This is a genomic window from Corynebacterium sp. HMSC034E11 (genome assembly GCF_001835905.1).
Lineage (GTDB): Bacteria > Actinomycetota > Actinomycetes > Mycobacteriales > Mycobacteriaceae > Corynebacterium > Corynebacterium coyleae.
Map to the genome: position 1 here is coordinate 24,341 of NZ_KV826422.1, position 18,100 is coordinate 42,440.

The following is an 18,100-nucleotide window of genomic DNA, read 5'->3' on the forward strand; positions in this document are numbered from 1 at the left end:
CCTAGATCTCCTGGGCTGGGGTGTTGTAGGCCCAGTCAACAACACGGCCACCTTCAAACACAAGTGACGTCACGCTGGCCAGGTCGCACTGGCGGCTCATGTGCGCCAGCGTCTTACCCTGCACCTGGCGCTGCACCATGACAATGGGCAGCTGGTGGCTGACCATGACGGCCTCGTGGCCTTCGGCGATGTCGCGGGCGTCGAGCACGGCGTCCCACATGCGCTCCAAGATGGCGTCGTAGGACTCGCCCCAGCTCGGCTTGAACGGGTTGGTCATGTGGCGCCAGCGGATCGGATTGGCCAACTGGGTGCGCCAGCCCTTGGTACGTAGGCCCTCGAAGGTGTTGCCTGCCTCGAGGATGTCCTCGCGAGTCTGGATCTCGCAGCCGGTGACCTCCGCGATCGGTTGCGCCGTTTCTTGCGCGCGCTCGAGCGGGCTCGCCGCCAGGTACGTCACGTCGCGGCCCTCGAAAAACTTCGAGGTCACCAGCGCCATGGACTTACCTCGCGACGACAAGTGGTAGCCCGGCATCCGCCCGTAGAGGATCTTCTTCGGGTTGTAGACCTCCCCGTGGCGTACCAGGTGCACAATCGTCCGGGACTGCCCGCCCGGGTTCAACGCGTCGCTCACTCCGGCGCCACCGCCTGGGCGGCTGCCTTCGCCGCGGCACCGAGGGCGTCCTCGATGCGGCCGAAGTCCTCGTCGGTCAGCGCGGTGGAGACGAACCAGGTCTCGAACGCGCTCGGCGGGGCGTACACGCCTGCGTCCAGCAGGGCGTGGAAGAACGGTGCGTAACGGAACGTGTCCGCTGCCTGCATGTCGGCGAAGTTGTGGCCCTCGCCCTCAGCAAAACGCACGGACAGCATGGTCGCGGCGCGCTGGATGTGGTGGGCGACGCCTTCACGGATGAGGGCGTCGTGAAGCAGCTGCGCGAGCGTATCCGCGTTGCGGTTCAGCGTCGGGTAAATGTTCTCGTTGGCCAGACGCAGCGATGCCAGGCCGGACGCCATGGCAACCGGGTTACCGGACAGGGTGCCTGCCTGGTAGACGGGGCCGTTCGGCGCGAGCTTCTCCATAATGTCGCGGCGACCACCGAACGCGGCTGCCGGCAGGCCGCCGGAGATGACCTTGCCAAAGGTGGTCAGGTCGCCGGCGACGTTATCCACGCCGTACCAACCGGAGTAGGACGTGCGGAAGCCGGTCATCACTTCGTCGATAATGAGCAGCGCACCGTTGAGGTGTGCGACCTCCTTGAGCTTCGCGTTGAAGTCGTTCTGCGGCGCGACGGTGCCCATGTTGCCGGCGGCGGCCTCGGTGATGATCGCCGCGATCTGACCCTCGTTCTCACGGAAGGCGCGCTCGACGGCCTCGATGTCGTTGTACGGCACGACGATCGTGTCCGCCGCCTGTGCACCGGTTACACCCGGCGAGTCCGGCAGGGAGAACGTCGCAATACCGGAGCCCGCGGACGCCAGCAGCGCGTCAACGTGGCCGTGGTAGCAGCCCTCGAACTTCAGAATCTTCGGACGGCCGGTGAAGCCGCGGGCGAGGCGCACAGCAGACATGGTGGCCTCGGTGCCGGAGTTGACCATGCGCACCTCGTCCACGGACGTGCGGGAGACGATGTGCTCGGCGATCTCGATCTCAGCCTCCGTCGGCGCACCGAAGCTCAGGCCGTTAACCAGGGCCTTCTCTACCGCGTCGATGATCTCCGGGTGGGCGTTGCCGTGCACCATCGGGCCCCAGGAGCAGACGAGGTCGACGTACTTGTTGCCGTCGACGTCGATAAGTTGCGAGCCATGCGCACTCTGGATGAAGCGAGTCTGGCCGCCAACCGAGCCAAACCCGCGCACAGGCGAGTTCACCCCGCCCGGTGTGAAACGTTGCGCGCGCTCGAACAATTCGGCCGAACGCTGCGTATTGCCTGAAGTCGGGTTCTGGGAAGTCATGGTTGTCTATCGTAGGCCATATGAAAATTGCGTTTTTAGGCCTTGGCCGTATGGGAACTGAGCTCGCGCTCAAACTTGTCGACGACCACTCGCTGACCGTGTGGAACCGCACCGCCGAAAAGACCACTCCCCTGGTCGAACGTGGCGCGCGTGCCGCCGAGACGCCGGAGGAGGCCGTCAAGGGCGCGGACCTTGTCATTACGTCGTTGTTCGGCCCGGACACCGTCCGCGAGGTCGTCATCGAACCGTCCCTCATCCCCGAGGGCGTGACCTGGGCCGACTCCACCACCATCTCCCCGGAGGACGCCGCTGAGTTCGCCGCCGCCGTCCCCGGCTACGTCCACACCCCGGTAGTCGGCTCCCTGCCACCCGCCCGCGCAGGCAAGTTGGGCGTCTACGTCGGTGGAGCCGATGCTTCTCGACGAGCCACCGTCGCCGAAGTCGTCGCCCCCTGGGCCGCCGCCAACCCGGAGCGTTTGAAGGTTGTCGATTCGGCCCCAGCCGCCGCCACCGGCAAGCTCTTGGCCAACCTGGCCCTGGCCGTCACCATCCAGGGCTTCAAGGAGGCGTTGGCTTTGGGCGAGTCGCAGGGCCTGGCGCCGGAGCAGGTTGTGGACATGCTCGGCTCGACCGGCCTGGAGTTCATCGTGAACATGAAGAGCCCATTCCTGTTGGGCGAGCGCTCCACCTCGCCTGGCGACTTCACCGCCGACGCCATCGCCAAGGACGCCCGCCTCATGCTGGCCACCGCCGACAAGGACCTGCCGGCCGTCGCCGCAGCGCTTGCCTCCCTGGAGGAGCAGCAGGAGGCCGGCCGCGGCGACGAGGACTTCTCCACCGTCGTGGTCAACCGGTAGGGGCGGGTGCCTGCCCTCCGTCGCCCTCGCCCCTGCCCTTGCTCCGCCCCTGCCCTTTAAGTGAAGAAAGTTCCCGCTCGGGGAACTTTCTTCACCCCGACCGGCAAGAAAATTCACTTTCCCCAGGGAAGACGGCAACCAGAACGAAAATAGTTCCACGCCCCAACCGGGAGCGTGGAACTATTTTGCGTTGGCGACCATTTTCGCTACTTGCCTGCCTCGAGCTCGTTGCCCACGGCCTCGACGGCGCGCCCTTTCTTCTTCGACTGGTTGCGGAAGATACCGAAAAACACCACGACCAACAGCGCAATCGCAACCCAGTTGGCCACCTTGGCGTACTGGTCTAGGACCTCCACGACCGGCTCACCGATCCACCAGCCCAGTCCAAGGTAGAGGAACGACCAGAGGGTTTTGGAGATGAAGTTCAGCACCATGAACTTCCACAACGGCATACCCGAGATACCCATAAACACGAACACGACGAATGCGATCGGCAACGGAATGGGCACGTACGCCAGGAAGATGCCGATCCAGCCGAGTTTGATCGCCCACCCTTCCACGCGTGCGATGTTCTTCGCCGCGCGTTTCGAGTTCGCCGCCTGCACGTCCAGGATGCCGCGACCCCAGAGTTTGCCGGCCCACCAGTAGATCCAGTCGAACTTGATATTCACCAAGGACCCGACGAGCAGGTAGATCAGCCAGTGGGGCGCCTCCCCCACCGCGGCGAGCGCACCGGTGGAGGCGGCGCCGACGCGCGAGCCGGTCAGTGCCAGCAGGACCGGCGGGTGCAGGCCGAGTAGCCATGCACGCAGCGGGATCATCGCCAGGCCGAAGATGCCGACGAAGCCAAACCAGGCCAGGCACCAGTAGTCGGCTTTGGTGGGTTTGCCGTTCCAGGGCAGGCCTTCTTCTTCCCACCATTCCTTCTCGGCGGGTTCGGTGGGTGCCGCGGCATCAGCAGCGCCGGCAGCTTCGGCGGCTTCGGCAAATTCGGCGGTGTCGCGCTCGTTGGCGTGTTGTTCCATAGGTGATCAACCTAGCGGAGAACCCACATTTGCCCCTAGCCACACATCGCCCATCAGTGCTAGCATTTTGACAGCACTATTCCACGGAAGGGAGGCACCATGACTGCACCAAGCAAGGAACGAAAAGCGGCAACGATCACGGTGCGCGGTCTGAACACGCATACCAAGCAGCGAATCCAGCAGCGCGCCAAGCACCACGGGCGGTCTATGGAATCTGAGGTCAGGGCGATACTCGAGGCCGCAGCGGAGACAACACAGGATCCACTACATGGTCTACGTTTGCCCGCGGAAACCTTGGCCCGCCTGGAGGCACAAGCGAAGGGCAATGCGCGTTCTTTAGAGGACGAGGCGCGGGCGGTTTTGGAGCGCGGTACCCGTCCTGTCGATGCGGGCCGGTTGCTCTACGCACTTTCACGGGAGCACGGCGGGTTCGATGAGATCGTCATCCCGGAGCGTTCCGCTAGCAGAGAGATTCCGGACTTCTCATGATCGTTCTGGACACTAATGTGCTCTCGGAAATGATGAAGCCACATCCTGACCAGCGGGTTTTGCGGTGGTTTGATCACTCGTCGGAAGAGAAGTGGACGACGACGATTTCGGCGGGCGAACTTGTCACCGGGGTGTTTCTGCTTCCAAAGGGGCAGAAACGACGTGCGCTTGCGAAGGTTGTGGATGCTGCGCTCACCGAGCTCATTCGGCAAGACGCAGTGCTGCCCTATGACATCGACGCTGCCATGGCCCTCGGTGAAGTTCACGCTGCGCGCAAAGCGATGGGACGCCCGATCCATGACGCCGATGCGATGATCGCCGCGATTTGTCGCGCCCACGATGCCCCGCTTGCCACCCGCAACCTCAAGGATTTTGAGGGCACGGGTGTGGAGGTCATCGACCCCTGGGAGGATGCCTAAAGCAGTTGCTTGGCGACGACGCGCGCGTCCGCCACTACCGCCGGCACCCCCACGCCGCTCGCCCAGGCGCCGGTGACGGAGATGCCGTCCACCTTGTCGATGATGTTTCGGACGTTGGCCACGGTGGCGAGGTGGTGTTCGTCGAAACGCGGCAAGCCGCCGAACCAGCGCTGGACGAAGATTTCCTCCAGGCCGGCCTCGCGGCCGTCGAATCCAGTGATGGTTTTCAGGTCGTCGAGCGCCCAGTCCACCAGGTCGTCTTCGGTGGCGGTCAGGGCGATGTTGTCGCCGAAGCGGCCGAAGCTTGCGCGCACGATGGCGCCGCCACGTTCGGCGAGATGCGGCCACTTGCGGGAGGAGAAGGTGAACGCCTTGGCCTTCACGTCGTCGGCACCGGTGGCAACGAGCACGCCCGAGTTCTGCGGCAGGCCCTCGTCGGTGGCAAACCGCATGCCGACGACTGCCGAGTTGGCCAACTTCACCGACTGGAGCTCCTGTGCCGCCTCTGGGACGACTTCCTTGAGCAGCAGCGCTGCGGTTGGTGCGGGTACGGCGAGGATGATGTGGTCGTAGATGGTGTCCTCGCCGCCCTTGAGGCGGAAACCGTTGCCTTCGCGGCGAATCTCCGAGATGAACGCGTCGATGTAGATGTCCGCCCCAGACTGCTCTGCGAGGGCTTCGTAGAGTTCGTGGTAGCCGTCGCGGAACGTGTTAAAGACCGCCCCCTGGCCGGTTGGCAGCTCCGCGCGGGAGCGCTCCAGGTTGGCCACGGCGGTGGACAGGTGCACCTTGCCGTCGCCGGCTTCAGCGAGGCGGTCGAGCTCTTCTGCCAGTTGCGGGATGGTGGCGCGAACGCCCAGGTCATCGGCGGTACAGGAGTAGACCCCACCAAGCAGAGACGACAGGATGACGTCGACGACTTCGTCGCCGTAGCGCTCGCGCACGAGTTTGCCGACGTTCATGTCGCCGTCGGTGTCCCAGGTGAAACCTTCGCGGTTAGCTTCGTCGTCGATACGCGCTGCGGTTTCGGCGCTGACCAAGTGCGCAACCGTTTCGGAGGTAGACGGGATGCCCATCACGCCGCCGGTAGGCAGACCGCGGGCCTCGCCATTGGACCAGATCAGGGAGCGCAACCCGGACGGCTCGACGAGCGAATCACCAAGACCCAACTCGGTGAAGAACTCGACTGCGTCCTTGCGGCGTGCGAGGAATGCCTCGGCGCCCATATCGGTCGGGCCAGCCTCGAACGCGACGGTGTAGAGCTTGCCGCCGATGCGGTCAGTGGCTTCGTAGACGTCGATTTTCGCCTCGTCCGTGTCCTCGTTCGAGCTGAGTTTACGAAGCTCGTAGGCGGCAGTCAGGCCTGCAAGGCCTGCTCCGATAATGGCGATGTTCATTAATTCTCCTCGTGGATGATGCGCACTGCCTCAGTGATGGCGTCCGCATCGGTGGTCGGCAGTACGCCGTGGCCCAGGTTGAAGATGTGTCCGGTGGCGTCGCCAGCTTCGACTGCCCGGGCGGCCTCACCCTTGATGCGGGTAATCTCCTCGCGCACCACGTCGGTGCCGGCGAACAGCAACGCCGGATCCAGGTTGCCCTGCAGCACGCGCGGGGAGGCGAAACGCTTAGCGGCGGTGTCCAGCGGCACGCGCCAGTCCACACCCATCACCTCGCTGCCTGCCTCAGACATGGCGCCGAGCAGCTCGCCGGTGGCCACACCGAAGTGGATGCGCGGGATCTCTCCCGCCACTGAATCCAGGATTTCAACCGAGTACGGCAGGACAAACTCGCGGTAGTCGGCTTCGGTGAGGAAGCCTGCCCAGGAGTCGAAGAGTTGCATCGCGTCGATGCCGGCCTCGACCTGCGTGCGGAGGAACTCGGTGATCGTTGGCACGAGGCGGCGCATGAGCGCGTGCCAGGTTTCCGGATCGCCGTGCATCATCGCCTTGGTCTTCTCGTGGTTCTTGCTCGGCCCGCCTTCGATGAGGTAGCTGGCCAGAGTGAACGGCGCGCCTACGAAGCCGATGAGTGCCTGGGTGTCGCTCAGTTCGTCGAGAATAATGCGGATCCCCTCGGCGACTTCCTCCACGGTGTGGTCCAGGATCGGCAGGTTGTCTACGTCCGCACGGGAGCGAATCGGAGCGTCCAGCACCGGGCCCGTACCCGGCACGATCTCCACCCCAACACCCGCTGCCTTCAGCGGCACCACAATGTCAGAGAACAAGATCGCCGCGTCCATGTCGTGGCGGCGCACCGGCTGCAGCGTGATCTCCGCGAGCAGTTCCGGCATGAAGCACGAATCCAGCATTGCAATGCCTTCTCGCACCTTGCGGTACTCCGGCAAGGAACGGCCGGCTTGGCGCATGAACCACACCGGGGTGCGGGACGGAGTGCGGCCGTAGGCGGCCTCAAGGAACGGAGCGTTAACAAGGTCGCGTCTAGTCATAGTGCCTTAGCCTACCTGCGAAAAGCCTAGATCTTGAACCGGCGTGCCCGGCGCGACTTCGCCTCGATGAACAGGGAGCTGCCCAGCATGAGCAGTGTCGCACCGACGGGCGGTAGGGCTCCGGCGGCGGCGAGGACGACTGCGGTGGCGTTGTACGCAACGGCGAAGGCGAGGTTGCTGTTGGCGATGCGTTTAACGCGTTGGGCGTGCTCGATGAGTTGGGGCACGGACATGACGTCTTCGCGGATGAGGACGACTTCGGCGTCGTCGCTCCAGCGTGGCTCTTTGGTGCCGGCGAGGTCGTCTTCGGCGAACAGGATGCCGGAGTCGGCCACACGCAGCGTGGGCAGGACGGAGGCGTCGCCAACCATGGCAACGTTGGAACCTTGTGTGTGCAGTGCACGCACAGCATGGGGTTTGTCCAGCCCGTGAATGCCGGCAAGCACTTGAGAGATGCCGAGGAAGTCAGCGAACCGGCGCGCCACCGGGTAGGTGTCGCGGGTGAGCATGACGGTTTCCACACCCATGGATTCCAGGCGGTCGATGGCCTGGATGGCGTCGTCTTTAGCGGGGTCGTACAGCGTGATCACGCCGCGGTCACGTCCACCCCACCGCACGACGACGGGTGTGCCGCCAGTCGTGGCGGCGACGGAGAGTTTGCCGTGGAGTTGCGACAGGTTCGTCGGGCGCCACAGCGATGCCGCAAACGTTTCGGAGCGTGCGTTTTCACCAGTGCCCCACGTTGCGGTAATTGGTCCACCGAACTCGCCGTCGGGTGAGAAGGTGTCACCGTTGGCTTCGATCCAGTCTGGGATGCGTGGGTCGCCGGAGCGGGCGTCGCGTGCTCCTCGTGCTGCTTTCACAATCGCTTTGGAGGCCGGGTGGTCCGAGTCGGCAGACAGGACGCCGGCGATGCGCAGCACCAGTTCAGTGCTTTCGCCACGTACTGCGGTGACGGTTTCCACATGCATTTCCGGTTTGACCAGGGTGCCCACACGGTTGAAGACGACCATGTCGGTGTCGGCCAGGGTGCGAAGCGCGTTGCCGTCGCGCACAAGCATGCCGTGGCGCACGGCGGAGTCGAGGCCTTGGCGCATGGCGAGTGCAGGTGAGATGGCCAAACTCACGGGTGCGACGACGACCAGGATGGCCAGCGACGTCGCAGCGGCCGTGTTGATGTTGCCGTTAAACAGCAGCCAGAGTCCGAAGTTGAGCACCGCGATGACATAGGCGGTTGGGATCAGCAGGCCCGCGGAGCGAGTCGAGACCATGGTGGCTGCGTTTTGGTGACGTGAGGCGTCGTCAAGCCAGCGCTGCACCGCCGCAAGCAGTGTGGTGTGGCCGACGCGCGCGGCGCGGACTTTGATCTCGCCCGAGGCGAGCACCGAGCCGGCGGTGACGATCGAGCCGACTTTGAGGATTTGGTCGCGGTGCGTATCGACGAGCTCCCCACCAATCCGGCCGGAACCACCAACCACTTCCCCATCGACTGGGATGATGTGGCCTGCGGTGAGCGTGACGTCGTCGCCACGCCTGATCTCTGTTGCAGGCAACTCTTCGGGGCTGGGTGTGCCGCGTTTGTCGCGGTGATCCACGTTGTAGACGTCCTCAGCACCTGGTCTGCGGGATTCGAGTTCCTCGCGCAGATCGGTGCGCACCTGCATGGAGAAGTACCTGCCGAATAGCAGCAGCGTGGTCACGGTGCAGGACACTTCGAAATACAGCTCGGGGCTGTCTGACATGCGCAGTGGCATCCAGCTGCCGGTGGTGGTGTAGCCGATGTCGCCGACGCTGGTAAACAGCAGCATGGCAAACGACCACACATAGGAGGCCAGGATGGCGATCGAACTCGCACCGTCTAGCGCCGAAATACCGCGACGCACGCCGCCTGCCATGGCGCGGTGGAACGGGGATGCGCACCACAGCGCCACCGGGGTGGCCAGCGCGAAGCACACCCACTGCCAGCCCGGGAAGTCCAGCGACGGGATGTAGGTCAGAAGCAGCACCGGGATGGTCAGCAGCACCGCCACCACAAGGCGCGTCGGTGTGACTAGGTCGCGGGCGGTAAACAGCACGTCGCCTTCACGGCGGGAGCGGCGCGACACCGGACGCACAAACCCTTGCGCACGGGCGATCAGGTTTGCCTCTTCGTTGCGACGATGCTTCGCCCGGCGCGGCATCGGGTGTTCCTGCCAGTAGCGGCCGTGTGCGCGACGCTGCAGGGTCGAGTCGGTCACGGTTGCGGTGACGCCAAAGCGTTCGATGGTGTCGGTGAGCTCCACAAGCGGCGTACTTGCCGGTGCGGTGACCCACGCCATCTTCGTCGGGTACACCAAGCGCGCCGACACACCTGGCAGCGCCTCAAGTGCTTCGGCGATGTCGGTCAGTTGGGGCCCGTCCTCAATGCCCTCCAGCTCGAAGGCGTAGGAGGCGTTGGGGCGGACAAGTTCCCCGTCCAGGTCCCACGTCGCAGTGCCTGGGTCAATGCCTGCTTGGCGTGCGGCGTGGCGGGCTTCCTCGATGCAATTGTCTAGGTGTTCGTGGTTGCTCACTTACGCAACTCCCCTCCACAGGTCGCCACTTCGCGTATCGACGAACACATTCGCCGCCGGCCGGAACATCCCAAACAGGGCTGCGACAAGCAGGACAACCACCACGATGGAGGCCCAGCCAGCCACGCCGATGAAGAAGCCGGCAACGTTGAGGAACACAGTTGCCCCAATGCCTGCGGCTGCAATCCTTCGCGCAGTCTTCGACCCTTTATGGAAGTAGGCCGCACTCATCGACAGCAGGATGGCCAAGGCGATGTTGCCCCACGCCAAGATGCGCAGATTGAACCGGAAACGTTCGATCAATGCTTCGTCGGCACCTTCGATCATCCAGGTATCCGGCAGCCGGTCAGGCACGCCCTTGACCAGGGTCATCAGCCCGATGACGATCATCAACACCGCACTGGCAACCACCAGGTAGTAGGCGGTACGTAGCGGTCGGGGCCACTGCTCGGTGGCCTCGCCGCTGTACCTACGGTTCTTGTCATTCGGGTCTGAGACCATCGTGGGGAACATGCCTGCCATTGGGGACCTACTGTTCCTTCTCTGTCTTGGACGCGTCTTTCTTCGACGCATCCTTCTTGGGCGCTACCCAGTTCACGGCGTCTTTGTCCGTGGAGTAGATGATGCCCAGAATGCCGGCCACACCCAGAATGATTTGGACGACACCGTCGATGCCGTAGAACACCACCGGTATGGCGGTGGAGGCGGGCTGCATCATGAACAGCGTGATCATGCGGAGGGCGAAGAACACCCCGAAGATCTGCAGCAGCCGGTACGCGTTGCCAGCCTGGGAGCTTTTGTTCCGCACGGCGCGCAGCGCGAACACGAACAACAGCAGCACACCCAACTGGATGAGTGTCATGAGGATCAGGGATCCGTAGACGCCCATGTTGATTAGGCCGTCCGAGATTTCCTCGCCACGCTGCTTAGCTTGTTGCTTGGCGGCGTCCCGCAGCGCGGACGGGTCGACGAACGCGAATACGACGGAGAGAATCTGGTGGATTAACTCGCCTGCGATCATCACTGCCCAGCACCGCAGCATCAACTGCACGGCCTCCGGCGGGCCGCCCGGCGTCTTCTTGTCCACGGCGCTGGCGTCGACGTGGCTGGGGCTCTTCGGGTTGAGTGGCGGGAGGCTAACCATTGAGCTGCTTTGCTGCTTCGATGGCGTAGTAGGTCAGAATCTGGTCCGCACCAGCGCGTTTAATGGATACCAGCGACTCCATCATGGTCTCTTCGAAGTCGATCCAACCGTTCGCGCCTGCTGCCTTGAGCATCGCGTACTCGCCGGATACCTGGTAGGCCGCCACCGGCACTGGTGACATTTCTGCCACCTTGGCCAGCACGTCCAGGTACGGCAAGGCCGGCTTGACCATGACAATGTCTGCGCCTTCGGCGATGTCCAGTTCGGTCTCCAAAAGGGATTCGCGCACGTTTGCGGGATCCTGCTGGTAGGTGCGGCGATCGCCCTTCAGCGACGAGCCGACAGCATCGCGGAACGGACCAAAGAACTTGGAGGCATACTTCGCGGAGTACGCCATGATGATGACGTCCTCAAAGCCCTCGCGGTCGAGTGCCTTACGGATCTCGCCGATCTGGCCGTCCATCATGCCGGACGGGCTGACCATGTGTGCGCCAGCGCGCGCCTGGGACAGGGCGAGGTCGCAGTAGATTTCAACCGTCTTGTCGTTGTCCACGATCTCGTTGCCGTGTGCATCGGTACGCAGCACACCACAGTGGCCGTGATCGGTGAACTCATCAAGGCACGTATCGGAAATGATGACCAGGTCGTCGCCGAATTCGTCGCGAAGCGCCTTGATCCCGCGGTTCAAAATGCCATCTTCCGCGACACCGATGGAGCCTGTGGCGTCCTTATCCGCTTCAAGCGGCACACCAAACAGGTCGATCGCCCGCACACCAGCTTCAAGCGCCTCGTGGCAAATTGCCTTCAGGGAATCCTCGGTGTGCTGATACACCCCCGGCATGGAGGCAATCTCGCGCGGCGCATCAAGGCCGTCTGCGATAAACAGCGGGAGGATGAAGTCGGCCGGGTGCAGCCTCGTCTCCGCCGTCAGGGTGCGCAATGCGGGGTTCTGCCGCAAGCGCCGTGGTCGTCGGGTGAGCTCAAAATCTGCCATGCGCCACATCTTAGAACGTCACCCGACACGACCCCAGCCGTGCTAGTTGCTCGCTGCCGACTTCCGGCGCTTCTTGCGCGGAGGCGGCAACTGCCCAGCCGCACGCAGACCAGCAACGTGCTCTGCCAAGGCGTCAATGAGCGACGGGATATCGGCGACCTCCGGGACGACGTCCACACGCAAGCCCTGCTCACGGGCTTCCGCCTCCGTCACCGGGCCAATGCAGGCGATGATGGTGCGCGCGTGCGGCTTGCCGGCAATACCCACAAGGTTCTTCACCGTCGACGGGGAGGTGAAGCACACGGCGTCGAACCCGCCGGTCTTGATCATGTCGCGCGTCTCCGGTGGTGGCGGAGCAGCACGCACGGTGCGGTAGGCGACAACGTCGTCGACCTCCCACCCCTTGGACTCCAGGCCATCGACCAGGACGTCGGAGCCCAGGTCCGCGCGCGGCAGCAGCACACGGCCAACCGGGTCGATATCCTCGACATACTCCGGGAAGATCTCCGCCAGACCAGCAGCGTTCTGCTTTGTACGGTGCGGGATCAGCTCCGGGTACATGCCACGGGCACGCAGCGCATCAGCGGTCTTCTGCCCCACCGCACCCAGGTGCACGCCGGCAAACGAGCGGGCGTCCAGGCCAAGCTCCTCGAACTTGTCCCACACCGCATCAACGGCATTAACAGAGGTAAACAGCACCCAGCGGTAGCGTCCCTCCACAATGCCCTTGATCGCGCGGTCCATCTGTGCCGGGTTGCGCGGCGGCTCAAGCGAAATCGTCGGCACCGACTGCGGGATCGCACCGTACTGCGTCAGGCGGGCGTTCATCGGGCCAGCCTGCTCCTTGGCGCGCGGCACAAGCACTCGCCAGCCATACAACGGCCGGTTTTCCCACCAGGAGTACTTCGAGCGGTCGTCCGCAACAGTGCCAAGCGTAACGACGAGCGCACCCGACAGATCCGCATCCAACTTGCCCACCGTCTGCAACGTGGCATCAAACGTGCGCTGCAGACGCGTCGTTCCGTTCGTCGTAATCGTCACCGGAGTGGCGCCTTGGAAACCGCGCTCCATAAGCGCTTCTGCCATCTCTGCGAGGTGCTCCTGGGTGGCCTGGAACACCAACGGTTGCGGCGCAGACGCCAACTGATCCCAGTCCACCGGACCGTTGGTCAGGTCAGCCTCGGTATAGGTCGAACCCAACGCAATGCCAGCGAAGGACGGCACCGTCGACGGCAAGGACATGCCCGGCACCACGTGGAACTCCAGGCCAGCGTCTGCAACGGCGGAGATCTCCTCCATCACAGCATCACGGGTCAGCGGGTTGCCGGCGACCAGACGGATCACGTCACCGTCGCCTGCCTCGCCGTCCTCGATGGACTTCGCTGCCGCCTCGAGCGCCTCGCGCAGCTTCGGCACAATGCCCTCGCCTGCCAGGTCGCACTCCTGGAGCTCCGCCGCCGTCGGATCTTCCGGCTTCGGCGGCTTACGGCGCGCACCCGCCGCCTTCGCGTCGGCGCACATCTGCTCGTAGACGGCTTTCGCCTCGTCGAGCTTGGCCTGTGGCACTGGCAATGCTGAGCCAACGAAGTTTCTGACCCCCGCCGACACTTCCGGATCGACGAGTGCGATAGCGTTAGCTTCCATCACCTCGCGGGCACGGACCGTGAGCAGTTCAGGGTTGCCCGGTCCGGCACCCACGAAGATCACCTTCCCCGGCTGGGGGGTGTGAGAGGGCAATGTCATAGAGGAATCTCTTCTAGGCACAAATAACATCCCCCACGCAGACGGATCCACTTAAGCGACCCGTTGCGCGGAGGGGTGTGAACGTATGGTATTTACACCATAAAAGGGATATGCCCCAGAACAAAACCACCGCTACTTCATAACGTCGGCGGCACCGCGTTCAAGCAACGCCTCAGCAGCGCGTCGACCGATCTCCTCCGGGTCCGTACCCTGGACATCTTCCACGAGGGAACGGGACCCATCCAGCGCAAACACGCCGGCGCGCAACTCGATACCGTTGCCGGTCACGCGTGCGGTTGCCGCCACCGGCGCGGTGCATCCGGCCTCAAGAACCGCCAAGACGGTGCGCTCGGCGCGGGCCTCGGCGGTTGCAGTGTCGTCGATAAGTTTCGCAATTGCTTCGCGGCCAGCCGTATCGTCGACACGGCACTCGACCGCAAGCGCACCCTGGGCGGGCGCTGGGATGAACTCGTGCGGGTCGAAGATCTGGGTCGCCCGGTCGCCGTAGCCACCACGCACCAAGCCTGCGTACGCAAGCATGATCGCGTCCAACTCTCCAGATTCGACGTAGCCCATGCGGCGCTCAATGTTGCCACGCAACGGACGAATGTCCAGGTCCGGACGCATCGCGCGCAGCTGGGAAATACGACGAGGTGCCGACGTGCCCACGCGGGCACCTTCCGGCAGCTCCGCCAGCGTCAGCCCATCGCGGGCGATGAGCGCCTCGCGGTTGTCCTCACGCTTGGGCACGATGAGATAGGAACGCGGCTCGTACGCCGTGGGCAAGTCCTTAAACGAGTGGACGGCAACGTCCACCTCGCCATTAAACAGCGCGTCGCGCAGCGCGGAAGTGAACACACCGACGCCAATTCGCTCCACCGGCGCCTGCGACAGGTCGCCCGGGGTGACCACGATCTTCAACTCAGCCGGGTGGCCAACCGCGCCAAGGTCGTCGCGGACATGGCCCGCCTGTGTCGTCGCCAAGTGCGAACCACGAGTACCAATCTTCAACATTTACTTCTCCTTACCGCGCAGTTCCTCAGGCAGCGGGAGACGCTGCGCCTCCACCGACACCGCCGGCTGATCCAGCCCGAACAGTTCGGTCACTACCTCTTCCACACTCACTGTCTCCTGCGCCGCCGCAAGTTCCTTAATCTTCACCGTCGGCGCGTGCAGCAGCTTGTCCACGACCCTACGGACCGTGCGCTCAACCTGCTCAAAATCTTCCTCAGACATATCCGGAAGCCGGGTGCGAAGTTTCTGCAGCTCCTGGCCAGAGATCTCCGCAGCGTTTCTGCGAAGCCTCGTCACCGCCGGGGCCACCCCACGCACCCGCTGCTCGGAGGAAAACAGTTTCACTTCCTCGTCGATAATCGCCTCTGCCTCACGCAGCGCGCGCGAATCCTCGTTGGTCGTGTTACGCATCTGCTCGTGCAGATACTCGATGTTGACCAGGTGCACGCCGTCGATGTCAGTGACCGCGTCGTCGATATCGCGCGGCAACGACAGGTCCGCCAACATCACCGGACCCGCAATGTCCTCCGGCGTAATGGTGAAGCCGTCAGCCGCCGTCGCGGACACCACAATGTCCACCCCACCCATCGCGTGCGAGCGGTCTTCAAAATCCACAACCTCCGCCGGCACGCCCGCCTCGCGGGAATGTCCAGCAAGGCGCTCGGCGCGGTCGCGCGTGCGGTTGGCAATCACCAACCCGTCAATGCCGCGCTTGCCCAGGTGCGTCGCCGCCAGCGAACTCATCGCGCCAGCCCCCAACACCAGAGCTTTCTTCCCCTTGAAGTCTTCAATCCCCATCAGCCCCATCGCCTCATCCAAGGCGGCGGTAACCATGGACGCGCCCGAGTCGTCGATAGTGGTCTCAGTGTGCACACGCTTGCCGGTATGCAGCGCCATCTGCGCCAACGAATGCAGATTCGGCCCAACCGTGCCACGCTCCGCTGCATCCACATACGCCGTACGCACCTGGCCGATGATCTGCTGCTCCCCCACAACCATCGAATCCAACCCCGACGCCACAGTAAACATGTGCTCCGCAGCAGCATCCGCGTACCGCACGTACAGGTAGCGACGCAGCTCCTCGATGCCCACCCCAGACACCTTCGTCAGCACCGTCAACACGTCCTCCACACCAGCGTGGAACGCGTTGGCCACCGCATACACCTCGAGACGGTTGCAGGTGGAGATAATCATCGCCTCGGACAACGAAGGCCGCTCAACAAGAGCCGCGGACGTCCCCTCCTGCAGCTCCGTATCCATGCTGAGACGTTCTAGTAGGGACACAGGTGCAGACCTATGCGACATCCCCACGACAAGAACACTCACAAAACCCTCCAGTCCGCGTTGGAAATCAAACTAAAGGATAGCCCCTTACGCGAGGAGCGCCGCCTCAAGGTCTGCGTTGTCCACTTCCCAGCAGGCAAGCTCCTCGCCGTCAATGACGACAACCGGCACGCGATCGCCGTATTCGGCAGCGTTGTCGGGGTCCAGGTCGACGTCGACAAGCATTAGCTCCGCGCCACACTTCTCCACTACCGGAGCAATCTGCGCCGCCACCCGCTCGCACGAACCGCACGTGGACCGCACCATCAACTCCACCGTCTTCATCCGAACTCCTCTACATCGTGTCTGCGGCGCTCGCCGTTGTACGATTGCTCACGCTAACACCGCCACCGAAAGAGTCACGATTGCCATGTCAGAACAGCGGGAATTCCTTGCACAATGGTCAGTCTCTCAAGGAAACCTCCGCCGCTTCCTTGAGGACCTTGCACTGCCCCCGCTTGACGACGACGCCCAGCGCACCGCCGGCCAAGCCGCCGCCGCTGCCGCCGTTGAAGAAACCTTTGGCATCAACATCCAAGACTTCGCCCTCGGCGTCGACTCTGTCGGCGGCGCCTTCAAAACCGCGGGCCGCCAAAAAATCACCCAGCCGGACCCCGAAATTCCCCAGGACCTCGAGGCGGCGGCATTCTTCGACATCGACAACACCCTCATCCAGGGCTCGTCGCTAATCCTGCTCGCCCAAGGCCTGTTCAAGAAACGCTTCATTACCCTGCGGGAACTCGCCCCGGCCCTGTGGAAGCAGATCCGGTTTCGCGTCTCCGGCTCCGAAAACGCCGACGACATCGCCGAAGGCCGCGAGCAGGCCCTTGCCGTGGTCAAAGGCAAACGTGTCGACGAGCTCAAGGAGGCCTGCCAGGAGATCGTCGACAAGCAGATGCTCAACAAGTCCTACTCAGACGTCATCGAACTGGCCTCCATGCACCTCGCCGCCGGCCAACAAGTCTGGTTGGTTTCCGCCACCCCGGTCCAGATCGGCCAAGCACTTGCGGAAACTCTTGGGTTCACCGGCGCACTGGGCACCGTGGCCGAAGAAGAGGACGGCAAGTTCACCGGCCGCCTCGTCGGCGACATCCTCCACGGCCCCGGCAAGAAACACGCCGTGGCCGCCCTGGCCGCGCTGCAGCAGCTCGACCTGAAGCAGTGCACCGCCTACTCCGACAGCATCAACGACCTCCCCATGCTGGAGATGGTCGGCTCCCCCGTCGCGGTAAACCCGGACCGCGCACTGCGCCGCCACGCGAAAGCCCAAGGCTGGGCTATCCGCGACTACCGCTCCGTGCGCCGCGCCGTACGCATGTCCGCCCTGCCGGTACTGGGTGCCGCGGGTGCGTTTTCTTTGTGGCGGTTGTGGAGCAAGCGTAAGGACAGGACTCACCATGCCTGATGCATTTGCCCTGCGCACCCCGCGGCTTGAGTTGTCGGTGCCGACAGATGCGGATATCGACGCCATCTTTGCCATCCACTCAGATCCCCGCACCTACGAGCACCGCCCCGAGCTGACAATGAAGACCCGCGATGAGGCTGTCGAGCTTGCGCGCTCGTGGCAGAACAATTGGGCTGAGCAGCAGTTGGGCTACTACACGGTACGCACCCTCGACGGCGCGACCATCGGCTTTACCGGGGTACGGCACAGCGAGGAAGCCAGCGAAGAAGTCCTGAACCTCTACTACCGATTCGCACCAGAATCGCAAGGCCAGGGCTACGCCAAAGAAGCCGCGGCCGCTGCGATTGCCAGCGCCCGCGAGCGCTTCCCGTCGCTCCCCGTCATCGCCATCATCGACCCTGTGAATGAGGCATCGATTGGCCTAGCTTTGAGGCTCGGACTTGCGTATGTTCCCGGAGCGGGCGTCCCCGGCGACTACGAGGTGTACCGGCTTTCCTAGCTGGGAAAGCCGGCGTTGGTTCGGGCTGTGTGGCCTCAGCCGCGCCACGGCTCCAATGCCCTGATCGGGTACCGCTCATCAACGGTAAAGCGTTGGCACACCACCTGCGTGTCGTCGTCAATATCAAGTGCTCCGATGTACTCCACAAACTCTGGCGAGCGCCAATACTGCTCATGCCCAATGCGCCATTCGTTTGCGTCGGCGTAGCTGCCGTTTCCGTGTAGTTGGTAGGGGCAATCC

General features: G+C 63.7%; 18 protein-coding genes and 1 pseudogene. 5 read left to right on the forward strand and 14 right to left on the reverse strand.

What is annotated here, in order from left to right; genetic code table 11:
- Position 1: 1 nt before the first annotated feature.
- On the reverse strand, positions 2-631 hold the full coding sequence (locus tag HMPREF2690_RS11465; RefSeq protein WP_246819552.1) for a histidine phosphatase family protein: 630 nt from the start codon (positions 629-631) through the stop codon (positions 2-4).
- A complete protein-coding gene (gene hemL, locus HMPREF2690_RS11470; protein WP_070820951.1) occupies positions 628-1,950 on the reverse strand; it encodes a glutamate-1-semialdehyde 2,1-aminomutase in 1,323 nt (440 codons plus the stop codon). The genes HMPREF2690_RS11465 and hemL overlap by 4 nt, the downstream gene beginning before the upstream one ends.
- 20 nt (positions 1,951-1,970) lie before the next feature.
- On the opposite strand from hemL, the gene HMPREF2690_RS11475 reads away from it, so the two are divergent.
- Positions 1,971-2,807, forward strand: coding sequence for an NAD(P)-dependent oxidoreductase (locus tag HMPREF2690_RS11475; RefSeq protein ID WP_070820952.1), 837 nt, complete (start codon positions 1,971-1,973; stop codon positions 2,805-2,807).
- A gap of 206 nt (positions 2,808-3,013) precedes the next feature.
- Here HMPREF2690_RS11475 and HMPREF2690_RS11480 read toward each other — a convergent pair whose 3' ends face one another.
- On the reverse strand, positions 3,014-3,832 hold the full coding sequence (locus HMPREF2690_RS11480) for a DedA family protein (RefSeq protein WP_070614472.1): 819 nt from the start codon (positions 3,830-3,832) through the stop codon (positions 3,014-3,016).
- A 99-nt stretch (positions 3,833-3,931) separates the two neighbouring features.
- Between HMPREF2690_RS11480 and HMPREF2690_RS11485 the strand changes: the two genes are divergently transcribed.
- Complete coding sequence (locus HMPREF2690_RS11485) at positions 3,932-4,321, forward strand: FitA-like ribbon-helix-helix domain-containing protein (RefSeq protein ID WP_070614471.1); 390 nt, start codon at positions 3,932-3,934, stop codon at positions 4,319-4,321.
- Complete coding sequence (locus tag HMPREF2690_RS11490; RefSeq protein WP_070614470.1) at positions 4,318-4,740, forward strand: type II toxin-antitoxin system VapC family toxin; 423 nt, start codon at positions 4,318-4,320, stop codon at positions 4,738-4,740. Before HMPREF2690_RS11485 ends, HMPREF2690_RS11490 begins: the two co-directional genes overlap by 4 nt.
- Here the strand turns inward: HMPREF2690_RS11490 and HMPREF2690_RS11495 are convergent.
- The 10 genes from HMPREF2690_RS11495 to HMPREF2690_RS11540 all read right to left on the reverse strand — a co-directional run bounded on the left by HMPREF2690_RS11495 (position 4,737) and on the right by HMPREF2690_RS11540 (position 16,241).
- Complete coding sequence (locus HMPREF2690_RS11495; protein WP_070569736.1) at positions 4,737-6,137, reverse strand: protoporphyrinogen oxidase; 1,401 nt, start codon at positions 6,135-6,137, stop codon at positions 4,737-4,739. The genes HMPREF2690_RS11490 and HMPREF2690_RS11495 overlap by 4 nt on opposite strands.
- A complete protein-coding gene (hemE, locus tag HMPREF2690_RS11500; RefSeq protein ID WP_070421711.1) occupies positions 6,137-7,186 on the reverse strand; it encodes a uroporphyrinogen decarboxylase in 1,050 nt (349 codons plus the stop codon). The genes HMPREF2690_RS11495 and hemE overlap by 1 nt, the downstream gene beginning before the upstream one ends.
- A gap of 26 nt (positions 7,187-7,212) precedes the next feature.
- A complete protein-coding gene (locus HMPREF2690_RS11505) occupies positions 7,213-9,738 on the reverse strand; it encodes a heavy metal translocating P-type ATPase (protein WP_070449656.1) in 2,526 nt (841 codons plus the stop codon).
- Positions 9,739-10,260 (reverse strand): hypothetical protein, encoded by a 522-nt coding sequence (locus HMPREF2690_RS11510; protein WP_070614466.1) that lies wholly within the window; start codon positions 10,258-10,260, stop codon positions 9,739-9,741.
- 7 nt (positions 10,261-10,267) lie between these two features.
- Positions 10,268-10,882: a hypothetical protein gene (locus HMPREF2690_RS11515; protein WP_070772423.1), complete on the reverse strand. Its 615-nt coding sequence runs from the start codon at positions 10,880-10,882 to the stop codon at positions 10,268-10,270.
- Positions 10,875-11,876, reverse strand: a complete 1,002-nt coding sequence (gene hemB / locus HMPREF2690_RS11520) for a porphobilinogen synthase (protein WP_371326037.1) — start codon at positions 11,874-11,876, stop codon at positions 10,875-10,877. Before hemB ends, HMPREF2690_RS11515 begins: the two co-directional genes overlap by 8 nt.
- Before the next feature lie 42 nt (positions 11,877-11,918).
- A complete protein-coding gene (locus HMPREF2690_RS11525; RefSeq protein WP_070820954.1) occupies positions 11,919-13,619 on the reverse strand; it encodes a bifunctional uroporphyrinogen-III C-methyltransferase/uroporphyrinogen-III synthase in 1,701 nt (566 codons plus the stop codon).
- 132 nt (positions 13,620-13,751) lie between these two features.
- A complete protein-coding gene (gene hemC, locus HMPREF2690_RS11530) occupies positions 13,752-14,633 on the reverse strand; it encodes a hydroxymethylbilane synthase (RefSeq protein WP_070820955.1) in 882 nt (293 codons plus the stop codon).
- The gene (locus tag HMPREF2690_RS11535) at positions 14,634-15,959 is read right to left on the reverse strand and encodes a glutamyl-tRNA reductase (RefSeq protein ID WP_083291877.1); all 1,326 of its coding nucleotides are present in this window, start codon (positions 15,957-15,959) and stop codon (positions 14,634-14,636) included.
- A 45-nt stretch (positions 15,960-16,004) separates the two neighbouring features.
- Positions 16,005-16,241, reverse strand: a complete 237-nt coding sequence (locus tag HMPREF2690_RS11540) for a glutaredoxin family protein (RefSeq protein WP_070421703.1) — start codon at positions 16,239-16,241, stop codon at positions 16,005-16,007.
- A gap of 85 nt (positions 16,242-16,326) precedes the next feature.
- On the opposite strand from HMPREF2690_RS11540, the gene HMPREF2690_RS11545 reads away from it, so the two are divergent.
- Positions 16,327-17,361, forward strand: coding sequence for an HAD family hydrolase (locus HMPREF2690_RS11545; RefSeq protein ID WP_070820956.1), 1,035 nt, complete (start codon positions 16,327-16,329; stop codon positions 17,359-17,361).
- Complete coding sequence (locus tag HMPREF2690_RS11550) at positions 17,354-17,860, forward strand: GNAT family N-acetyltransferase (RefSeq protein ID WP_070449676.1); 507 nt, start codon at positions 17,354-17,356, stop codon at positions 17,858-17,860. Before HMPREF2690_RS11545 ends, HMPREF2690_RS11550 begins: the two co-directional genes overlap by 8 nt.
- A gap of 35 nt (positions 17,861-17,895) precedes the next feature.
- Here HMPREF2690_RS11550 and HMPREF2690_RS11555 read toward each other — a convergent pair.
- A pseudogene (locus HMPREF2690_RS11555) lies at positions 17,896-18,100 on the reverse strand (hypothetical protein); the annotation flags it as partial.